Consider the following 17,771-nt stretch of genomic DNA (forward strand, 5'->3'; position numbering starts at 1 on the left):
GGGTGTCCGGCCCTTCGCATGCCGGTGGTCAGTCGGTGGCCTGACGGGGCGGGCGGGGGCCGCCCAGTTCGACGGCCGTGCAGCGCCAGCGCAGGTCGGGGCCGCGTTCCAGGCGGAAGGCCATCGCGCGGAGCTGGTCGCCGGCGCCGATGCGGGCGAAGGCCTCGACGGCGCCCGGCCGGACGACGTAGTAGCCGATGTCGCGGACGACGGGACGGATGCCGCGGGTGGTGCGTAGCGGGCCGCGTTCGGCGAGCCAGGCCAGCTCGTCGTAGGCGCGGCCCACGGTGTGGCGGAGCATCGAGTGGACCGGGCGGTGGCCGCTGAGCACGGCGAGGAGGCGGTCGGCGAAGACGTCGGTGGGGCGGGGAATCGGCTGGGCGGCGTCAGGGCTCGCCGTGGGCGCGGCGAGTGCCGCGGGGCGGCTCGGGGAGCGGGTGTCGGCCGGCTTCGTACGGCTGAGGGTGGTCCGGGAGCCGGGCGCGCGTGGGGGGCGGCCGTCGCCGGACGCGGGGCGGGTGGGGCCGCCGCCCGGGGTGCGGGGCGGGGGACCGCCGGGGCGGCGCTGGTCGCGGCGGGCCGGGGGGCGGGTGCCGGGGAGGGGCTGCGTCCTGGTCATGACCTTGTTCATGGGGTCCCCGTTTCGTCGTGCCCGGCCGGGTCGGCGTGTACCGGGCAGTAACTTCCTGTTGGAGATCTTGTACGGGCTGTGACGAGCGCCCGGCAAGCGCGGGGAGGGGCCGCTGGGAGCCGGCGGGACATTCACTTATCCGGGTGATCCCATGGGGCGTCCCGCCTGTGGTCGCGGGGATGTGCCGGGTGAATCCCGGGCGGAAGGTGGACGCTCGGTGCGCGGTGGCCGGGGCCTCGAAAGAGGACCCCCGCACGTATCCTGAAGGCGCTCCGGCGGTGCGCCCGCGCCGTGCCGGAGACCTGCGGAGTCCTCCGACACGAAAGCGGCCGGCCATGCGCGTTTACGTCCCCCTGACCCTCTCCGGTCTCGCCGAGGCGTACAAGACGGGTGAGCTGGCGGCCGGGGCGGAGGGAGCCGTCGTCGCCTACGCCGTCACGCCCGCCCTGCGCGAGTGGTACCTCTCCGACGACATCGAGGAGCTGGAGTACGCCGCGCTCGGCCGGGCCGCGCTGGCCTCGCTGCGACTGCTCGCAGCCGACCCCGGGGCGGTCCGGCGCCGGGTCGTCGTCGCCGTCGACGTGCCCGACGGGGCCGCGAGCGCCGACCCCGACCGCGGGCTCGACCCGGCGGCCCTCGGTGAGGTGCGGGTGGCCGGTCCCGTACCGCTGGCGAAGGCGGCGGCCGTGCACGTCGACGCGGCGGACGCGGAGGCGGACGTCGCCGCGGCGGCCGGCGCGGTGGAGGCGGCGGACGGCGGGGACGACGACGCGCAGTTCGTGGTGGACGGCGCCGAGGACCACGAGCTGCTGTGGTTCGCGACGCAGGAGATCCCCAACCTGGTGGGCTGAGGCCCCCGGCCCTTCCCTCGATCTCTGGTTGTCAGTGGGGCCGGGTACGTTGAGGGGTATGGGGAAGCGCGGAGCTTCGCACATTGTGTGGGACTGGAACGGGACGCTGTTCCACGACAATGACGCGATCATCGGGGCGACGAACGCGGCGTTCGCCGACCTGGGAATGGAACCGATCACGCTGGAGCGGTACCGGGCGCTGTACTGCGTGCCGGTGCCGAAGTTCTACGAGCGGCTGCTCGGACGGATGCCGACCGACGCCGAGTGGCAGGTCATGGACGACACCTTCCACCGGTACTACACCGAGCACCGGGTGCGGTGCTCGCTCACCGAGGGCGCGGGCCTGCTGCTCGCCGAGTGGCGGTCGGCGGGGCACAGCCAGTCGCTGCTCAGCATGTACGGGCACGAGGAGCTGGTGCCGCTGGTGCGCGGGTTCGGCATCGAGGAGCACTTCATACGCGTGCAGGGGCGGGTCGGCCCGTCCGGGGGCAGCAAGGCGGACCACATGGTGCGGCACCTGGAGGCGCTCGCCCGGCACGGGGTGGAGCCCGGGCGCACGGTGGTGATCGGGGACGCCGCCGACGACGCGGTCGCCGCCCGGCACGCGGGGGCGCGGGCCGTGCTGTACACCGGGGGGTCGCACAGCCGGGCCAGTCTGGAGGCGGTGGGGGTGCCGGTGGTGGACACCCTGGCCGAGGCCGTGGCGGTCGCGAAGGACTTCGGGAGCGGCGCAACGGCCTTCGGCTGAGGTGCGGCTCGCGGCTCTCGGCCCTCGGATCTGGGCCCTCGGCTCTCGGCCCTCGGCCCTCGGCCCTCGGCCCTCGGCCCTCGGCTCTCCGCGCGGCCGCACCTCCCGGATGTCGCCCGCGGGGTCAGCTCGCCGGGGCCTTGGCGCGCAGGACCTTCAGGAACTCGCGCATCCACGTGGGATGGTCCGGCCAGGCGCGGGAGGACACCAGCGTGCCGTCCACCACGGCCTCGGAGTCCTGGTAGGTGGCGCCGGCGGCCTGCATGTCCAGCTCCAGCGCGGGGTACGCGGTGACGCGGCGGCCCCGGAGGCTGTCGACCGCGGCGGTGATCAGCGGGCCGTGGCAGATCTGGGCGACGGGCTTGTCCGCGTCGAAGAAGGACTTCAGGATCTTGCGGAGCTCGGGGTCGTTGCGGAGGTACTCGGGGGCGCGGCCGCCGGGGATGACGACGGCGACGTACTCGCCGGGGTCCACGTCGGCGAAGGCGAGGTCGGCGGGCCAGGTGTAGCCGGGCTTCTCCGTGTAGGTGTCGAAGCCGGGTTCGAAGTCGTGGACGACGAAGCGGAGGGTCTTGCGGGTGGGGGCCGCGACATGGACCTCGTAGCCCTCTTCCAGGAGGCGTTGGTAGGGGTAGAGGACTTCGAGGGACTCTGCGGCGTCACCGGTGACGATGAGGACTTTCGCGGCCATGGGGGGCTCCCCTCGGGGATGCGGGTACCAGCGGTGTCTCTCAGCGTGCCCGGTGCGACGGGCGGCGTCTACCGCGCCGCACCCGGCAGTCGGCCCTGTGCAGAACGTCAAACTTCCACCCCCAGTTTTGTACACATACGGCTCATGACGGGCCCCCGGTAAGGAGCGATAGCCTTGGTGGCGTGATCAGCGCGATATCTCGCGGGGGCGGCGTTGCCCCTGCCCTGCGCCCGGCACACCCGGAGTACCTCCGGGGCCGGGCGGCGGTCGCTGGTTTCCGCGGGTGGGAAGGGGCCTTCGAGGAGGCCCGGACGCCTCGGGCGTCGGATCAGGCCCACAGCCCCGAACAGGTGGCGCTCGCGGCCTCCCGTGCTACGGGCGTGTTGAAAATGGCTGACATCCCCCCGCTCATCTCACCTCGCGGCATAGCGTCGGAGCAGACCGGACACCCCGCGTCTCGGCGTTACGTCGGAGGGCAAGAGACCGTACTTCCTTCTACGTCACGCAACGGCGCGCGACAGGAGCCAGAGGACAATGCAGACCAAGCTGGACGAAGCCAAGGCCGAGCTGCTCGAGAGGGCGGCCCGGGTCGCTGAGAACAGCCCGGTCGGGGGGCACCTACCGACCGGGACGACGGGCGAGGGCTCTCCGGACACCCCGGACACCCAGGGCACCTCGGACCGTGAGTCCGTGCTCGCGTTCCTCCAGCGTTACTACCTGCACACCGCCCCCGAGGACCTCACCGACCGCGACCCGGTCGACGTCTTCGGAGCCGCCTACTCGCACTACCGGCTCGCCGAGAACCGGCCGCAGGGCACCGCCAACGTGCGCGTGCACACGCCGACCGTCGAGGAGAACGGCTGGACCTGCAGCCACTCCGTCGTCGAGGTCGTCACCGACGACATGCCCTTCCTCGTCGACTCCGTCACCAACGAGCTGACCCGCCAGGGACGCGGCATCCACGTCGTGATCCACCCGCAGGTCGTCGTGCGCCGGGACCTGACCGGCAAGCTCATCGAGATCCTGCCCTCCACCCCGGCCGCCGCCGAGCTGCCGCACGACGCGCACATCGAGTCCTGGATCCACGTCGAGATCGACCGTGAGACCGACCGCGCCGACCTGAAGCAGATCACCGCCGACCTGCTGCGCGTGCTGTCCGACGTGCGGGAAGCCGTCGAGGACTGGGAGAAGATGCGGGACGCGGCGACCCGGCTCGCCGAGGGCCTGCCGGACGAGCCCATCCCCGCGGACCTGCCCGGACCGCAGGTCGAGGAGGCGCGGGAGCTGCTGCGCTGGCTCGCCGCCGACCACTTCACCTTCCTCGGGTACCGGGAGTACCAGCTGCGCGAGGACGACTCCCTCGCGGCCGTGCCCGGCACCGGGCTCGGCATCCTGCGCGCCGACCCGCACCACGCCGGGGACGACCAGCACCCCGTCAGCCCCTCCTTCGAGCGGCTGCCCGCCGACGCCCGCGCCAAGGCGCGCGAGCACAAGCTGCTCGTCCTCACCAAGGCCAACAGCCGGGCCACCGTGCACCGGCCGTCCTACCTCGACTACGTCGGCGTGAAGAAGTTCGACGCCGACGGCAACGTGGTCGGCGAGCGGCGGTTCCTCGGGCTGTTCTCGTCCGCCGCGTACACCGAGTCCGTGTCGCGCGTGCCCGTCATCCGGCGCAAGGTCGAGGCCGTCCTGCAGGGCGCCGGGTTCTCGCCCAACAGCCATGACGGGCGCGACCTGCTGCAGATCCTGGAGACCTACCCGCGCGACGAGCTGTTCCAGACGCCCGTCGACGAGCTGCGGGCCATCGCCACGTCCGTGCTGTACCTCCAGGAGCGACGGCGGCTGCGGCTCTACCTGCGCCAGGACGAGTACGGGCGCTACTACTCCGCCCTCGTCTACCTGCCCCGCGACCGCTACACCACCAGCGTCCGCCTGCGGATCATCGACATCCTGAAGGAGGAGCTCGGCGGCATCAGCGTCGACTTCACCGCCTGGAACACCGAGTCGATCCTCTCCCGCCTGCACTTCGTCGTGCGCGTGCCGCCGGGCACCGAGCTGCCGCAGCTCAGCGACAGCGACAAGGAGCGCATCGAGGCACGGCTGGTGGAGGCGGCCCGGTCCTGGGCGGACGGGTTCGCCGAGGCGCTCGGCGCCGAGTTCGGCGAGGAGCGCGCCGCCGAGCTGCTGCGCCGCTACGGCAACGCCTTCCCCGAGGGCTACAAGGCCGACCACACCCCGCGCTCCGCGGTCGCCGACCTGGCCCGTCTGGAGGGCCTCGGCGACGGCGAGAGCGGCCCGGACTTCGCGCTGAGCCTGTACGAGCCGGTGGGCGCCGCCCCCGACGAGCGCCGCTTCAAGATCTACCGCCGCGGCGAGGCCATCTCCCTGTCCCGGGTGCTGCCGGTGCTGGCCCAGCTCGGCGTCGAGGTGATGGACGAGCGGCCGTACGAGCTGCGCTGCGCGGACCGCAGCATCGCCTGGATCTACGACTTCGGCCTGCGGATGCCGCGCTCGCAGAGCGGTTCCGCCGACGGCGCCTACCTGGGCGACGACGCCCGTGAGCGGTTCCAGGACGCCTTCGCCGCGACCTGGACCGGCCAGGCGGAGAACGACGGCTTCAACGCGCTGGTGCTGAGCGCCGGGCTGACCTGGCGCCAGGCGATGGTGCTGCGGGCGTACGCGAAGTACCTGCGGCAGGCCGGGTCGACGTTCTCGCAGGACTACATGGAGGACACCCTCCGCAACAACGTCCACACCACCCGGCTGCTCGTCTCCCTGTTCGAGGCGCGGATGTCGCCGGACCGGCAGCGCGCCGGGCACGAGATCGTCGACGCGCTCCTGGAGGAGCTGGACGCGGCGCTCGACCAGGTGGCGAGCCTCGACGAGGACCGCATCCTGCGGGCCTTCCTCACCGTCATCAAGGCGACCCTGCGGACCAACTTCTTCCAGGAGGCGCTGGGCGGCAGGCCGCACGACTACGTCTCCATGAAGTTCGACCCGCAGGCCATCCCCGACCTGCCGGCGCCGCGTCCGGCGTACGAGATCTGGGTGTACTCGCCGCGGGTGGAGGGCGTGCACCTGCGGTTCGGCAAGGTCGCGCGCGGTGGCCTGCGCTGGTCCGACCGGCGTGAGGACTTCCGCACCGAGATCCTCGGCCTGGTGAAGGCGCAGATGGTGAAGAACACCGTCATCGTGCCGGTCGGCGCCAAGGGCGGCTTCGTCGCCAAGCAGCTGCCCGACCCGAGCGTCGACCGGGACGCGTGGCTGGCCGAAGGCATCGCCAGCTACCGCACCTTCATCTCCGCGCTGCTCGACATCACCGACAACATGGTCGCCGGCGAGGTTGTGCCGCCGCAGGACGTGGTCCGGCACGACGAGGACGACACCTACCTGGTGGTCGCGGCCGACAAGGGCACGGCGACGTTCTCCGACATCGCCAACGAGGTCGCGCAGTCGTACAACTTCTGGCTCGGCGACGCCTTCGCCTCCGGCGGTTCGGCCGGCTACGACCACAAGGGCATGGGCATCACCGCCCGCGGCGCCTGGGAGTCGGTCAAGCGGCACTTCCGCGAGCTGGGCGTGGACACCCAGAGCGAGGACTTCACGGTCGTCGGCATCGGTGACATGTCCGGTGACGTGTTCGGCAACGGCATGCTGCTCAGCGAGCACATCCGCCTGGTCGCCGCCTTCGACCACCGGCACATCTTCATCGACCCGAACCCGGACGCGGCGACCTCCTACGCCGAGCGGCGGCGCCTGTTCGAACTGCCGCGCAGCTCCTGGGAGGACTACGACAGCGACCTGATCTCCGCGGGCGGCGGCGTGTTCCCGCGCACCGCCAAGGCGATCCAGCTCAACAGCCACATCCGCGAGGCCCTGGGCATCGAGGGCAAGGTCGCCAAGATGACCCCGGCCGACCTGATGAAGGCCATCCTCCAGGCGCCGGTCGACCTGCTGTGGAACGGCGGCATCGGTACGTACGTCAAGGCGTCCACCGAGTCGCACGCCGACGTCGGCGACAAGGCCAACGACCCGATCCGCGTCGACGGCAAGGACCTGCGCGTCAAGGTCGTCGGCGAGGGCGGCAACCTGGGCCTGACCCAGCTCGGCCGGATCGAGTTCGCGCAGGCCGGCGGCAAGGTCAACACCGACGCCATCGACAACAGCGCGGGCGTGGACACCTCCGACCACGAGGTGAACATCAAGATCCTGCTCAACGGCCTGGTCGCGGACGGCGACATGACGGTCAAGCAGCGCAACAAGCTGCTCGCCGAGATGACCGACGAGGTCGGCCGTCTGGTCCTGCGCAACAACTACGCGCAGAACACGGCGATCGCCAACGCGCTGGCCCAGTCCAAGGACATGCTCCACGCCCAGCAGCGCTTCATGAAGCACCTGGTGCGCGAGGGCCACCTGGACCGGGCGCTGGAGTTCCTGCCCACCGACCGGCAGATCCGCGAGCGCCTGAGCGCCGGGCACGGCCTGACCGGTCCGGAGACGGCCGTCCTGCTGGCGTACACGAAGATCACGGTCGCCGAGGAGCTGCTGCACACCTCGCTGCCGGACGACCCGTACCTGCGCGGGCTGCTGCACTGCTACTTCCCGACCGCGCTGCGCGAGCAGTTCGGCGACCGCATCGACGGTCACCCGCTGCGCCGGGAGATCACCACGACCGTGCTGGTCAACGACACGGTCAACACGGGCGGTACGACGTATCTGCACCGGCTGCGCGAGGAGACGGGCGCCTCGCTGGAGGAGATCGTCCGGGCGCAGACCGCGGCCCGCGCGATCTTCCGCTCGGCCGCGGTGTGGGACGCGGTGGAGGACCTGGACAACCGGGTCGAGGCCGAGGTGCAGACCCGGATCCGGCTGCACTCGCGCCGCCTGGTGGAGCGCGGCACGCGCTGGCTGCTCAACAACCGGCCGCAGCCGCTCCAGCTCGCCGAGACGGTGGAGTTCTTCGCCGAGCGCGTCGAGCAGGTGTGGCAGCAGCTGCCGAAGCTGCTCAAGGGCGCGGACCTGGAGTGGTGGCAGCAGATCCACGACGAGCTGACCGACGCGGGCGTGCCGGACGAGGTCGCCACCCGGGTGGCCGGGTTCTCCTCGGCGTTCCCGGCGCTGGACATCGTCTCGGTGGCCGACCGCATGGGCAAGGAGCCGCTGGACGTCGCCGAGGTGTACTACGACCTCGGTGACCGGCTCGGCATCACGCAGCTGATGGACCGCATCATCGAGCTGCCGCGTGCCGACCGCTGGCAGTCCATGGCCCGCGCGGCGATCCGCGAGGACCTGTACGCCGCCCACGCGGCCCTGACGGCCGACGTGCTGGCCGTGGGGAACGGCACGTCGACGCCGGAGCAGCGGTTCAAGCTGTGGGAGCAGAAGAACGCGCCGATCCTGGCCCGGGCCCGTACGACGCTGGAGGAGATCCAGAGCTCGGACGAGTTCGACCTGGCCAACCTGTCGGTGGCGATGCGGACGATGCGGACGCTGCTGCGGACGCACTCGTAGGCCGTAGGAACAGGTGAGGGGGCGCTCCGCCGGGGAGCGCCCCCTCATTCCGTCGTGGGCCTACCGCTTGCTGAACTTCTCGTACTCCCTGAGCACTTCGTCGGTCGGCCCGTCCAGCCGCATCTCGCCGCGCTCCAGCCAGATCACCCGCTCGCAGGTGTCGCGGATGGACTTGTTGCTGTGGCTGACGAGGAAGACGGTGCCGGCCTCCTTGCGCAATTCGCGGATGCGTTCCTCGGAGCGCTTCTGGAACTTGGCGTCGCCGGTCGCGAGGGCCTCGTCGATGAGGAGGACGTCGTGGTTCTTGGCGGCGGCGATGGAGAAGCGCAGGCGGGCGGCCATGCCGGAGGAGTAGGTGCGCATGGGCAGGGTGATGAAGTCGCCCTTCTCGTTGATGCCGGAGAAGTCGACGATGTCCTGGTAGCGCTCCTTGATCTCGGCGCGGGACATGCCCATGGCGAGGCCGCCGAGGTGGACGTTGCGCTCGCCGGTGAGGTCGTTCATCAGGGCGGCGTTGACGCCGAGGAGGGAGGGCTGGCCGTCGGTGAAGATCCGGCCGTTCTCCACGGGGAGCAGGCCGGCGACCGCCTTCAGCAGGGTGGACTTGCCGGAGCCGTTGGTGCCGATGAGGCCGATCGCCTCGCCCTTGTAGGCGACGAAGGAGACGTTCTTCACGGCGTGCACCTTGCGGACGCCGGACGCCTTCTCCGTCTCCTTGCGGCGCAGGATGCGGTTGAGGGCGGCGGTGGCGGAACCGCGGCCGGAGCCCGTGCCGTTGACGCGGTAGACGATGTCGACGCCGTCGACGACGACGGTCGGGACGCGCGGGTCGACCGGGGCGGTGGCCGGCGCGGGGATCGTTGCGAGAGTCTGCTCAGCCACGGCCGTAGGTCTCCTCAGCCTTCCAGAAGTAGATGAAGCCGCCGATCCCGAAGAGCAGGGACCAGCCGGTCGCGACCGCCCACACGTGCGGGGGCAACTGGTTCGCGTGGAAGCTGTCGATCAGCGCGAAACGCATCAGGTCGATGTAGACGGCGGCGGGGTTGCACTGGAGCGCGGTCATCGCCCAGTCGGGCAGGTGGCTGTTCTTCAGGGTCGCGGCGATGCTCCACATCACGCCGGAGACGTACATCCAGGTGCGCAGCACGAACGGCATCAGCTGGGCGATGTCGGGGGTCTGGGCGCCCCAGCGGGCCATCAGCATCGACACGCCGGCGTTGAAGCCGAACTGCAGCAGCAGGGCGGGCAGCACCAGCAGCCAGGAGGCGCTGACCGGGACGCCGAAGCAGAGCAGGATGACGAAGAGCGCCGCCATGGAGAACAGCAGCTGCTGCAGCTGCTGGAGGCAGAACGAGATCGGCAGCGCGGCGCGCGGGAAGTGCAGGGCGCGCACCAGGCCGAGGTTGCCGGAGATGGCGCGGGTGCCCGCCATGATCGAGCTCTGCGTGAAGGTCCACACGAAGACGCCGGTGACCAGGAACGGGACGTAGTCCGGGACGCCCTGCTTGGTGCCGAGCAGCACACCGAAGATGAAGTAGTAGACCGCCGCGTTGAGCAGCGGGGTCATCACCTGCCACACCTGGCCGAGCTTGGCCTGGCTGTACTGGGCGGTCAGCTTGGCCGTGGCGAACGCGGTGATGAAGTGGCGGCGGGCCCACAGCTGGCGCACGTACTCCGGCAGGGAGGGGCGGGCGCCGCTGACCGCGAGGCCGTGGCGGGCGGCCAGCTCCGCCAGGTCGAGCGCGTCGGCCGGGGCGGGTGGCTGGGGCGGTGTGTGGAGGACCTGGCTCACATCCGCTGCTTTCGTTCGGGGGTGGGGGTGGCGCGCGCTCGGAGGGGCGGGGCGGGGGTGGGGTGCCCGGGGTCTCCTTACGCTTCTCTTCACGTTCTCTTACGTCGGGACGGGACCGTATCGTCGCAACGCGAGCGTAGGCCGAGTCGACGTCGGAACGCAACCGTTTCGTCGTAACGCCTATGCTGGTCCGCATGACGACGAACGCCGACCACGCAGCCGGGCCCGGGCCGCGCCCGCGCCGCAGGCGGCCTGCCGGGGCCGCGGTGCTCCGGGAGGACGTGACGGAGGCGATCCGCGCGGCCGTCTTCGAGGAGCTGGCGGCGGTCGGGTACGCCCGGATGTCCATCGAGGGCATCGCGCGGCGCGCCGGGGTCGGCAAGACGGCCGTGTACCGGCGCTGGCGTTCCAAGCTGCACCTGGTGCTGGACGTGGTGTCGGCGCTCGCGGTGATGGGCCTGCCTGCGCCGGACACGGGCACCCTGGAGGGCGATCTGCGGCTGCTGTACGAGGTGACCTCGCGCGCCCTGCGCCACCCGGTGGCCTCGCAGATCATCCCCGACCTCCAGGCGGAGGCGGCCCGCAACCCGGACATCGCCGAGGCCTTGCAGAAGGCGCTGCGCGAGGGCCAGGACGGCGTCGCCAGCGGCATCGTGGCGGCGGCCCAGCGGCGCGGCGAGATCCGCGCGGACGCCGACGGGCAGCTGGCGCTGGACCTCATCTCGGGCCCGCTGTACTGGCGCTCGGTGGTGATCCGCGACCCGAAGCCGCCCAAGGGCTACCTGGACACTCTGACCCGCACGACGGCGGCGGCCCTCAAGGCGCTGTGAGATCCCGTGTTGAGGGCGCGGCTAGGCCCCGCCCTCAGGGCGCTGGGAGACCCCGTGCTCAGGGTGCGGTGATGCCCGGCCCTCAGGGCGCTGGGAGACCCCGTGCTCAGGGTGCGGTGATGCCCGGCCCTCAGGGCGCTGTGAGCCCCCGCGTGAGGGCCGCCAGGTCCGCTGCCCTCAGCACCCGGTCGCCGGACCCGGGCAGCGGCACGTGGAGCGCCTCGCGCCAGCGCTGCGGGATGCCCTGGACGCCGTACAGAGCACCGGCGAGGCCGCCCGTCACCGCCGCCACGGTGTCCGTGTCGCCGCCGCAGTCGATCGCGGCGCGTACGGCGTCCTCGTAGCCGGACGTGGTGCGCACGGCCCACACGGCCGAGCCGAGGCAGGGCCACACGGCCCCGTTGAACTCGGTGGCCAGGTCGGGGTGCCAGTCCGGGGCGAGGACAGCGGCGTAACGCTCGCGGTGGGCGGGGCGGACGGCCGCGAGCGCGTCCGGTACGACGGCCACCGGGTCGCCGCCGGACAGGGCGACGCGCATCAGCTCGTGGTAGAGCGCGGTGCCCTCCCAGGCGGCGGCGTCGCCGTGGGTGAGGGCGGCGAGGCGGCGCCCGGCGTCCATGGTGGCGGCGCGACCGGCACGCGCGAAGTACACGGCCGAGGGCGCGGCCCGCATCAACGCCCCGTTCCCCGCCGCTCGCTGGCTGGTCTGGAAGTGCAGCGCGGCGGCCGTGTCCCAGGGATCGCCGCTGCTGAGGACCGCTTCCGTCTGGAGGCCGATGTCCTTGGGGTCGCCGGCGGCCCAGCGGCGGAACCGGTCGAAGACGTCGGCCGGGTCGAGCCCGCCGCGCTCCAGCAGCGACTCCGCCACGAGCACGGCCATCTGCGTGTCGTCCGTCGCCTCACCCGGGTCCCAGCCGCCGCCCCCGCACATCTCCCCGCCCTGCCCGGGCCGCGGGAAACGGGCGGAGAAGGCCCCCTCGGGGCCGAACTCGAAGGGGGCGCCCAGCGCGTCCCCCACGGCGGAGCCGAGGACGGCGCCGAGCGCGCGGTCGGCCGGTGTCGGGGCGGTCATCGCAGCAGCGTAAAGGGCGCGACGGCACCGGCTCACGGCAATAACCTGGGCCGCCGTGAACAGACGGAAGCGGAAGAAACTGACGGCGCGGCTGGTGTGGGCGGCGCGGCTCGGGCAGACGGCGGAGGTGGACCGGCTGCTGCGAGCCGGTGCCTCGCCCGTGGCGGCCGACGGGGAGGGCAGCACGCCGCTGTACGCCGCGTCCGTGCACGGCGCGACGGACATCGTGCTGCGGCTGCTGGCGGCCGGGGCCCCGCCCGACGCCGAGAGCGGACACGGCACAGAGGGCACACCGCTGTGCGGGGCCGCCTGCTGGGGCCACACCGAAACGGTCCGGACGCTGCTCGCCCACGGCGCCGACCCCGGCCTGCGCGAGGACCACGGGATGGGGCGCTCCCCGCTGGAATGGGCCCTGACCGGGCCGTACGAGGAGACGGTCGCCGTCCTGCGCGCGGCGGGCGCGGGCTAGGGGGCGGGCTAGGAGGCTGCGGCGGTGAGCGCCGGGCGCTGGGGGGCCGGGAGGCGCGGCGCCGGGCGCGTCGCGCGCCACAGGCGGCCGTAGGACACGGCGGCGGCCGTCAGGAGCAGGGCGTTGCGCAGGAGCAGCAGGGCGGTGCCGGGCCAGGTGCCGGCCATGACCTCGTCGTAGCAGACCGGGTAGATCACGCTGCTCACGGCGCTCGCCGCCGCGACCAGCGCGGCCACCGGGCGCTGGGACGTGTGCCGCGAGGTCAGGCAGACCGCGGACAGGCCCAGCAGCCAGATCAGGTACTGCGGGCTGATCACCCGGCTGGTCACCGTGAACAGCAGCACCGCGCTCAGCGCCGCGTCGTACGGCGTCGCCGGGGTCCGGTGGCGGGCCCGCGCGCGCCACAGCAGGAGCAGGCCGAGGCCGGCGGCCGTCAGGGCGAGGGAGGCGTCGGCGACGAGAGAGACGTACGGGCCGGTGAACTCCATCGCCCCGTAGCGGTAGCGGACGGTGCCCGGCCAGCCGGCGTGCGAGGCGAGCGAGAGCAGCGTCCCGCCCAGGGACTCGATCTGCACGCCCCGGCCGCCCTGGTTGCGCAGGAAGTCCAGGGGATGGGTGAAGCCGAGGGACAGGGCCGTGAGGGCCGCGGCCCCCGTCGCTCCCGCCCACAGCCACGCCGACCTCGCCGCCCGTCCCGTCGGCACGCCCAGCAGGACCAGGACCGGCCACACCTTCACCAGCGCGCCCAGGGCGGCCAGTGCCCCGCACGCGCGCGTGGAGCGCGTCAGCGCCAGCAGGGCGAGCACGGCCAGGGCGGTGACCTGGACGTCGTAGCGGGCGAAGGGCAGGTGGAGGAGGAGGGGGAGGCCGCAGATCCAGTAGGCGGCGCCGCGCAGGCTGCGGGCGGGGGCGGTGCCCGCGCGGAGCAGGGCCGCGGTGATCAGCGCGTCCGCGGCGAGGGCCAGGACGACGAAGGCACGGAAGTACGTCAGTCCCGGGAGCAGTCCCGGCGACAGCAGGATCGGGCCGGCGCCCGGCGGGTACTGCCACAGCGGGTCATGGACGGGGAAACCGCCGTCGGCCAGGACGCCGTACCAGTGCCGGTACAGACCCCACACCTCGCGGGCGACCCCGCCGCTTCCCAGCAGTGGGCGGGAGTTGAGGGCCAGCAGCCACAGCATCAGGGCGCGGGTGGCGACCCAGGCGGCGATCAGGCGGGTGACGGGACGGCGGCGGGTGACGGGGCGACGGCGGGTGACGGGGCGGCGGCTGCTGAAGGGGCGGCGGCGGGTCACACGCCGGATCGTAAGCCGGACGAAACGGGATCTACGGCTTATTCGGCACGGGGTACCGCCGCGTCGGCCGTCATCGCCTCGGCCGCCGCCGTGTCCAGCGCCGCCGTGAGGTCGTCGAGGTGTTCGCGCAGGGCGCGGATCTCGTCCAGGTCGCAGCCGGTGGCGGCGACGATGCGGCGCGGGACCTGGAGGGCGCGCCCGCGCAGCGCGACGCCCTCCTCGGTCAGCCGTACCTCCACCGAGCGTTCGTCGCGGGCGCTGCGCTCACGCCGGACGAGGCCGGCCGCCTCCAGCCGCTTCAGCAGCGGGGACAGCGTGCCGGAGTCCAGCCGCAGGTGCTCGCCGAGCTTCTTGACCGGCAGCTCGCCCCGCTCCCACAGCACCAGCATCACCAGGTACTGGGGGTAGGTGAGGCCGAGGTCCTTGAGGATCACGCGGTAGACGCCGTTGAAGGCGCGGGACGCGGCGTGCAGCGAGAAGCAGATCTGGCGGTCCAGGCGGAGCCAGTCCTCCTCGGAGGCGGTGGCGGCAGCGGCGGCGGGATCGGTCGGGCTCATGCCTCCAGGGTAGCGCTTGCCCGCCATCTAGTTGTGCACAACTTAATTGTGTGCTCTACTTGTGGTCGTGCGGCGGCCGGACCGACCGAGCCGCCGGAACACGACGAGAGGGATGGTTCAGACATGGACGCGCTCTACACCGCAGTCGCCACCGCCACCCACGGCCGCGAGGGCCGCGCCGTCAGCTCCGACGGCAAGATCGACCTCGCGCTCGGCCTGCCGGTCGAGATGGGCGGCAACGGTCAGGGCACGAACCCCGAGCAGCTCTTCGCCGCCGGTTACGCAGCCTGCTTCGGCAGCGCCCTCGGCCTCGTCGGCCGCCAGGCCAAGGTCGACGTGAGCGACGCCGCCGTCACCGCCGAGGTCGGCATCGGCAAGCAGGGCGAGGGCTTCGGGCTCTCCGTCGTGCTCCGCGTCGAGCTGCCCGACACCGTCGACGAGGCGACCGGCCGCAAGCTGGTCGAGCAGGCCCACCAGGTCTGCCCCTACTCCAACGCCACCCGCGGCAACATCGATGTCGAGCTCGTCATCGAGTAGCCCTCAGCCCGCGACCCGCGCCAGCACCTCACCCGTCCGCGGGCTCCACGCCACCACCACCGCCTCCTCGGGCAGCCTGCGCCGCGGCGTCAGCAGCAGCCAGCGCACGTGGTACCGGCGGACGATCGCGGCCCGCCCGGCGCGGGTCGAGCCGGCGGCGAGGTAGGCGTGCACGTCGGCCATGCGCCGCCGCCGCTCCGCCTCGTCCAGCGCCGGGTCGGGCCAGGCCGGGGCGGCGAGGTCGGGGCCGTACCCGGCGAGCGCGTGGACCGCGTAGTAACCGTCGGCGATCACCACCTCGCCGGGCCGGATGTGCCGCGCGGCCCACGCGTACGACGGCCAGCGCGGCGGCTGCTCGAAGCCCACCGGGTCCAGGGAACGCGGCACCACCGCCCCGGCCTGCACGGTCAGGAACCCGGTCAGCGCCGCGCCCGCGGCCACCGCGGCCAGCAGCCGCCGCCAGGCCCGCCACGGCCGGGGTGCCGCCAGCTCCACCGCGACCGCGCACTGCGGCGCCATCAGCGTCAGGCCCAGGACACGGCCGTAGGTGTAGTGCCCGGAGCCCCAGCCGTACGCCACCACCAGGCAGTCCACGGCGAACATCAGCACCAGCGGATCCCGCCACGCCCACCGCCACGCCACACCCCCGGACGCCCGCCTCCCCGCCCGCCGGGCCCGCAGCCACAGCGCCGGCAGGCCGGGCAGCAGCGCCAGCCAGAAACGGTCGGCGAGATCGTCGTACAGCCGCCGGTGGATCATGTCGACACCGGTGTTCCCGGCCAGCGAGAACGCGTCGAAGTACGGCCACGCCGCCGCCGTCAGCACCGCCGCCGCGCCCGTCACCGCCCAGCGCACCGCCACCGCCCGCGACCAGCGCCGCTGCCACGCGGCGACGAAGGCGAACGCGCCCGTCGCCGCCGCGACCGACGTGATCGGGTGGACCAGCAGGATCGTGCCGTACAGGACGCCCAGCGCCCCGTATCCGGCTGCACCGCGCAGCCCGCTCGGGCCGACGTAGCGCACCGGGCGCGCGTCCCGTGCCCGCGCGGCCGTCAGTGACCAGGCCCAGAAGGTCAGCCCGATCGCGAAGGTGGACGGATAGCCGAGGTTGCCGGTCATCGACATCAGGCCCAGATAGCCGCTCCACCAGGCCCGCTCGGTGCCCCACAGCAGTGTCATCGCGCCCAGCGCCAGCACCGGCGCCCACGGCCGAGGCGTCAGCGCCCGCACGAGACGGCCGAGGCCCGCCAGCAGCACCAGCAGGTTCACCGGCCCGGCGAGCCGCACCACCTCCCAGCCGCCCAGTCCGGTCAGCCGCGCGAAGACGCCCTGCGCGACGGCGTACGGCGAGTAGTACGGGCTGCCCGCACCCGGCAGGTCCGCCGTCGGGTGACGCGGACTCAGCAGACGCGCCGTCAGCCTCTCGACAACCGCAGCGTGCTGACCGGCGTCGCAGCACAGCGGCACCCGCCAGTAGGCGAGCGTCATCACCAGCCAGAACAGGAAGCCGAAGACCTGGTACGGCGTCGGCCGCCAGGCCCGTCCGCCGCGCAGCGCCGTGGCACCGCGCGCCGGGCGGCGGACGAGGACACCGGTGACCGTCATCGGGCAGCTACCACAAGGCAAGGCATTTGCCCTATATGCCCGATCAGGTCAGCGGGCCGGCCTCACCTCACCCGATCGGGGTACGGCCGGGACGGCCGGCCGGACGCCAGGTGGGCGGACGACTGGGGGTGGGCCGCGACGGACCGGGGGACATGGGAACTCCCGTACGGATATACGACGGTCAGAGACGCTCGGCGACGGTCGGCGCGGCGGCCGGCCGTGGAACCGTGGCCAGCGGCGGACGCGCGAACGCCGCCGCCGCCGACGGCACCGGAGGCCGCTCGTCGAGCGGCACCACCTGTGCTTGAGCCGGGGTGCCGTGCCGCGTCTGCACGAACACCTGGCCGGGCCGCTTCACCAGGCCCAGGTGGTCGTTGCTGACGACGTACCGGGAGCGGGCGAGCGCCGTCCAGTAGGCGGCCGGGCCCGGGGCGATGCGGCGCGGGCCCGGCGGGACCGTGCGATGGTGCTCGGGCGCGGCGATCCACGCGGTGCGCACCTGCGGGGCCTGCGCGCGGAACGCCTGCTCCAGCGCGCCCGGGTGGCAGCCGTGGCCGCGGTCCCGGTGGGCGGCGAAGACGGCACGGTCGGCGCGCAGCGGCAGGCGCAGCTGGACGCGGTAGTGCAGCCGCAGCAGGGCGGAGCGGCCGGCCCGCGCGGCCTTCACGGCGGCCTTGGCGAGCCGCCCGGCCGCCGCCTGTGCCAGGCGCAGGAGCCGGTGGGTGCGGTGCAGGCCGAAGCGGATGAGAGCGTGCCGCAGCCGGCCGGCCGGCCGGACCGCGGCGCCCGGGGTGCGGTAGCGGCGGTAGTGGGCACGGGCCGGCGGCAGGAACTCGGTCAGCACCATCCCGGCCGCGTCGCGCTCCACCCGGCCGTCCCGGTGGGCGTGCGCGACGGCGTGGACCAGCACGTCCGGCTCGCCGGTCTCCTTCAGCCGGTCCGCGATCGCGCGCAGCGCGTGCGCGGTGAGCGTGTCGTCGCCGTACGACTGCGTCAGCACCGAGTCCAGGCATGCCGGCAGATACGCCTGGACCTGGTACGCGGGGACGATGACACTGAACCTGGGCAACGGGACATCCATGGGTCGGCGCGGGCGTTCTGCCCGGCAACGGCCGCCGGCGCGCCCTGGTTACGCGCCCCGCGGCATCCGGGGGACCCGGGACGGACGAGGGGGCGGACCGC

At 73.1% G+C, this 17,771-nt stretch carries 14 protein-coding genes and 1 pseudogene; 6 read left to right on the forward strand and 9 right to left on the reverse strand.

What is annotated here, in order from left to right; translation table 11 throughout:
- Positions 1-28 precede the first annotated feature (28 nt).
- Positions 29-631, reverse strand: coding sequence for an Rv3235 family protein (locus tag IE308_RS19100; RefSeq protein WP_190218878.1), 603 nt, complete (start codon positions 629-631; stop codon positions 29-31).
- Positions 632-966: 335 nt separating this feature from the next.
- Here IE308_RS19100 and IE308_RS19105 point away from each other — a divergent pair, with 335 nt between their 5' ends.
- Positions 967-1,482, forward strand: coding sequence for a DUF6912 family protein (locus IE308_RS19105; RefSeq protein ID WP_190218879.1), 516 nt, complete (start codon positions 967-969; stop codon positions 1,480-1,482).
- Positions 1,483-1,540: 58 nt separating this feature from the next.
- The gene (locus tag IE308_RS19110; RefSeq protein ID WP_190218880.1) at positions 1,541-2,230 is read left to right on the forward strand and encodes an HAD family hydrolase; all 690 of its coding nucleotides are present in this window, start codon (positions 1,541-1,543) and stop codon (positions 2,228-2,230) included.
- 124 nt (positions 2,231-2,354) lie between these two features.
- Here IE308_RS19110 and IE308_RS19115 read toward each other — a convergent pair whose 3' ends face one another.
- Positions 2,355-2,921, reverse strand: coding sequence for a DJ-1/PfpI family protein (locus IE308_RS19115; RefSeq protein WP_110628531.1), 567 nt, complete (start codon positions 2,919-2,921; stop codon positions 2,355-2,357).
- Between the two features lie 534 nt (positions 2,922-3,455).
- On the opposite strand from IE308_RS19115, the gene IE308_RS19120 reads away from it, so the two are divergent.
- Positions 3,456-8,432 (forward strand): NAD-glutamate dehydrogenase, encoded by a 4,977-nt coding sequence (locus IE308_RS19120; protein WP_190218881.1) that lies wholly within the window; start codon positions 3,456-3,458, stop codon positions 8,430-8,432.
- 60 nt (positions 8,433-8,492) lie between these two features.
- Here IE308_RS19120 and IE308_RS19125 read toward each other — a convergent pair whose 3' ends face one another.
- On the reverse strand, positions 8,493-9,314 hold the full coding sequence (locus IE308_RS19125) for an ABC transporter ATP-binding protein (protein WP_190218882.1): 822 nt from the start codon (positions 9,312-9,314) through the stop codon (positions 8,493-8,495).
- Positions 9,307-10,224: an ABC transporter permease gene (locus IE308_RS19130; RefSeq protein WP_190218883.1), complete on the reverse strand. Its 918-nt coding sequence runs from the start codon at positions 10,222-10,224 to the stop codon at positions 9,307-9,309. Before IE308_RS19130 ends, IE308_RS19125 begins: the two co-directional genes overlap by 8 nt.
- 182 nt (positions 10,225-10,406) lie before the next feature.
- Between IE308_RS19130 and IE308_RS19135 the strand changes: the two genes are divergently transcribed.
- Positions 10,407-11,054, forward strand: a complete 648-nt coding sequence (locus tag IE308_RS19135; RefSeq protein WP_190218884.1) for a TetR/AcrR family transcriptional regulator — start codon at positions 10,407-10,409, stop codon at positions 11,052-11,054.
- Between the two features lie 130 nt (positions 11,055-11,184).
- On the opposite strand, the gene IE308_RS19140 is transcribed toward IE308_RS19135, so the two are convergent.
- Positions 11,185-12,126 carry an ADP-ribosylglycohydrolase family protein gene (locus IE308_RS19140; RefSeq protein WP_190218885.1) on the reverse strand — a complete coding sequence of 314 codons (942 nt, stop codon included), beginning with the start codon at positions 12,124-12,126 and terminating at the stop codon, positions 11,185-11,187.
- 55 nt (positions 12,127-12,181) lie between these two features.
- Here IE308_RS19140 and IE308_RS19145 point away from each other — a divergent pair, with 55 nt between their 5' ends.
- Positions 12,182-12,595: an ankyrin repeat domain-containing protein gene (locus IE308_RS19145; RefSeq protein ID WP_190218886.1), complete on the forward strand. Its 414-nt coding sequence runs from the start codon at positions 12,182-12,184 to the stop codon at positions 12,593-12,595.
- Positions 12,596-12,603: 8 nt separating this feature from the next.
- Here IE308_RS19145 and IE308_RS19150 read toward each other — a convergent pair whose 3' ends face one another.
- Complete coding sequence (locus IE308_RS19150) at positions 12,604-13,776, reverse strand: glycosyltransferase 87 family protein (RefSeq protein WP_190219363.1); 1,173 nt, start codon at positions 13,774-13,776, stop codon at positions 12,604-12,606.
- Positions 13,777-13,928: 152 nt separating this feature from the next.
- A complete protein-coding gene (locus tag IE308_RS19155) occupies positions 13,929-14,447 on the reverse strand; it encodes a MarR family winged helix-turn-helix transcriptional regulator (RefSeq protein ID WP_229908951.1) in 519 nt (172 codons plus the stop codon).
- Between the two features lie 123 nt (positions 14,448-14,570).
- On the opposite strand from IE308_RS19155, the gene IE308_RS19160 reads away from it, so the two are divergent.
- Positions 14,571-14,984: an organic hydroperoxide resistance protein gene (locus IE308_RS19160; protein ID WP_110628524.1), complete on the forward strand. Its 414-nt coding sequence runs from the start codon at positions 14,571-14,573 to the stop codon at positions 14,982-14,984.
- Between the two features lie 3 nt (positions 14,985-14,987).
- Here IE308_RS19160 and IE308_RS19165 read toward each other — a convergent pair whose 3' ends face one another.
- Together IE308_RS19165 and IE308_RS19170 are read right to left on the reverse strand one after the other, a co-directional pair.
- On the reverse strand, positions 14,988-16,589 hold the full coding sequence (locus tag IE308_RS19165; protein WP_190218888.1) for a hypothetical protein: 1,602 nt from the start codon (positions 16,587-16,589) through the stop codon (positions 14,988-14,990).
- 274 nt (positions 16,590-16,863) lie between these two features.
- Positions 16,864-17,698, reverse strand: a pseudogene (locus IE308_RS19170) (CDP-glycerol glycerophosphotransferase family protein); the annotation flags it as partial.
- Positions 17,699-17,771: the final 73 nt, after the last annotated feature.

Origin of the sequence: Streptomyces griseosporeus (genome assembly GCF_014656055.1) — a bacterium.
In the GTDB taxonomy this organism is placed as follows: Bacteria; Actinomycetota; Actinomycetes; order Streptomycetales; family Streptomycetaceae; genus Streptomyces; species Streptomyces griseosporeus.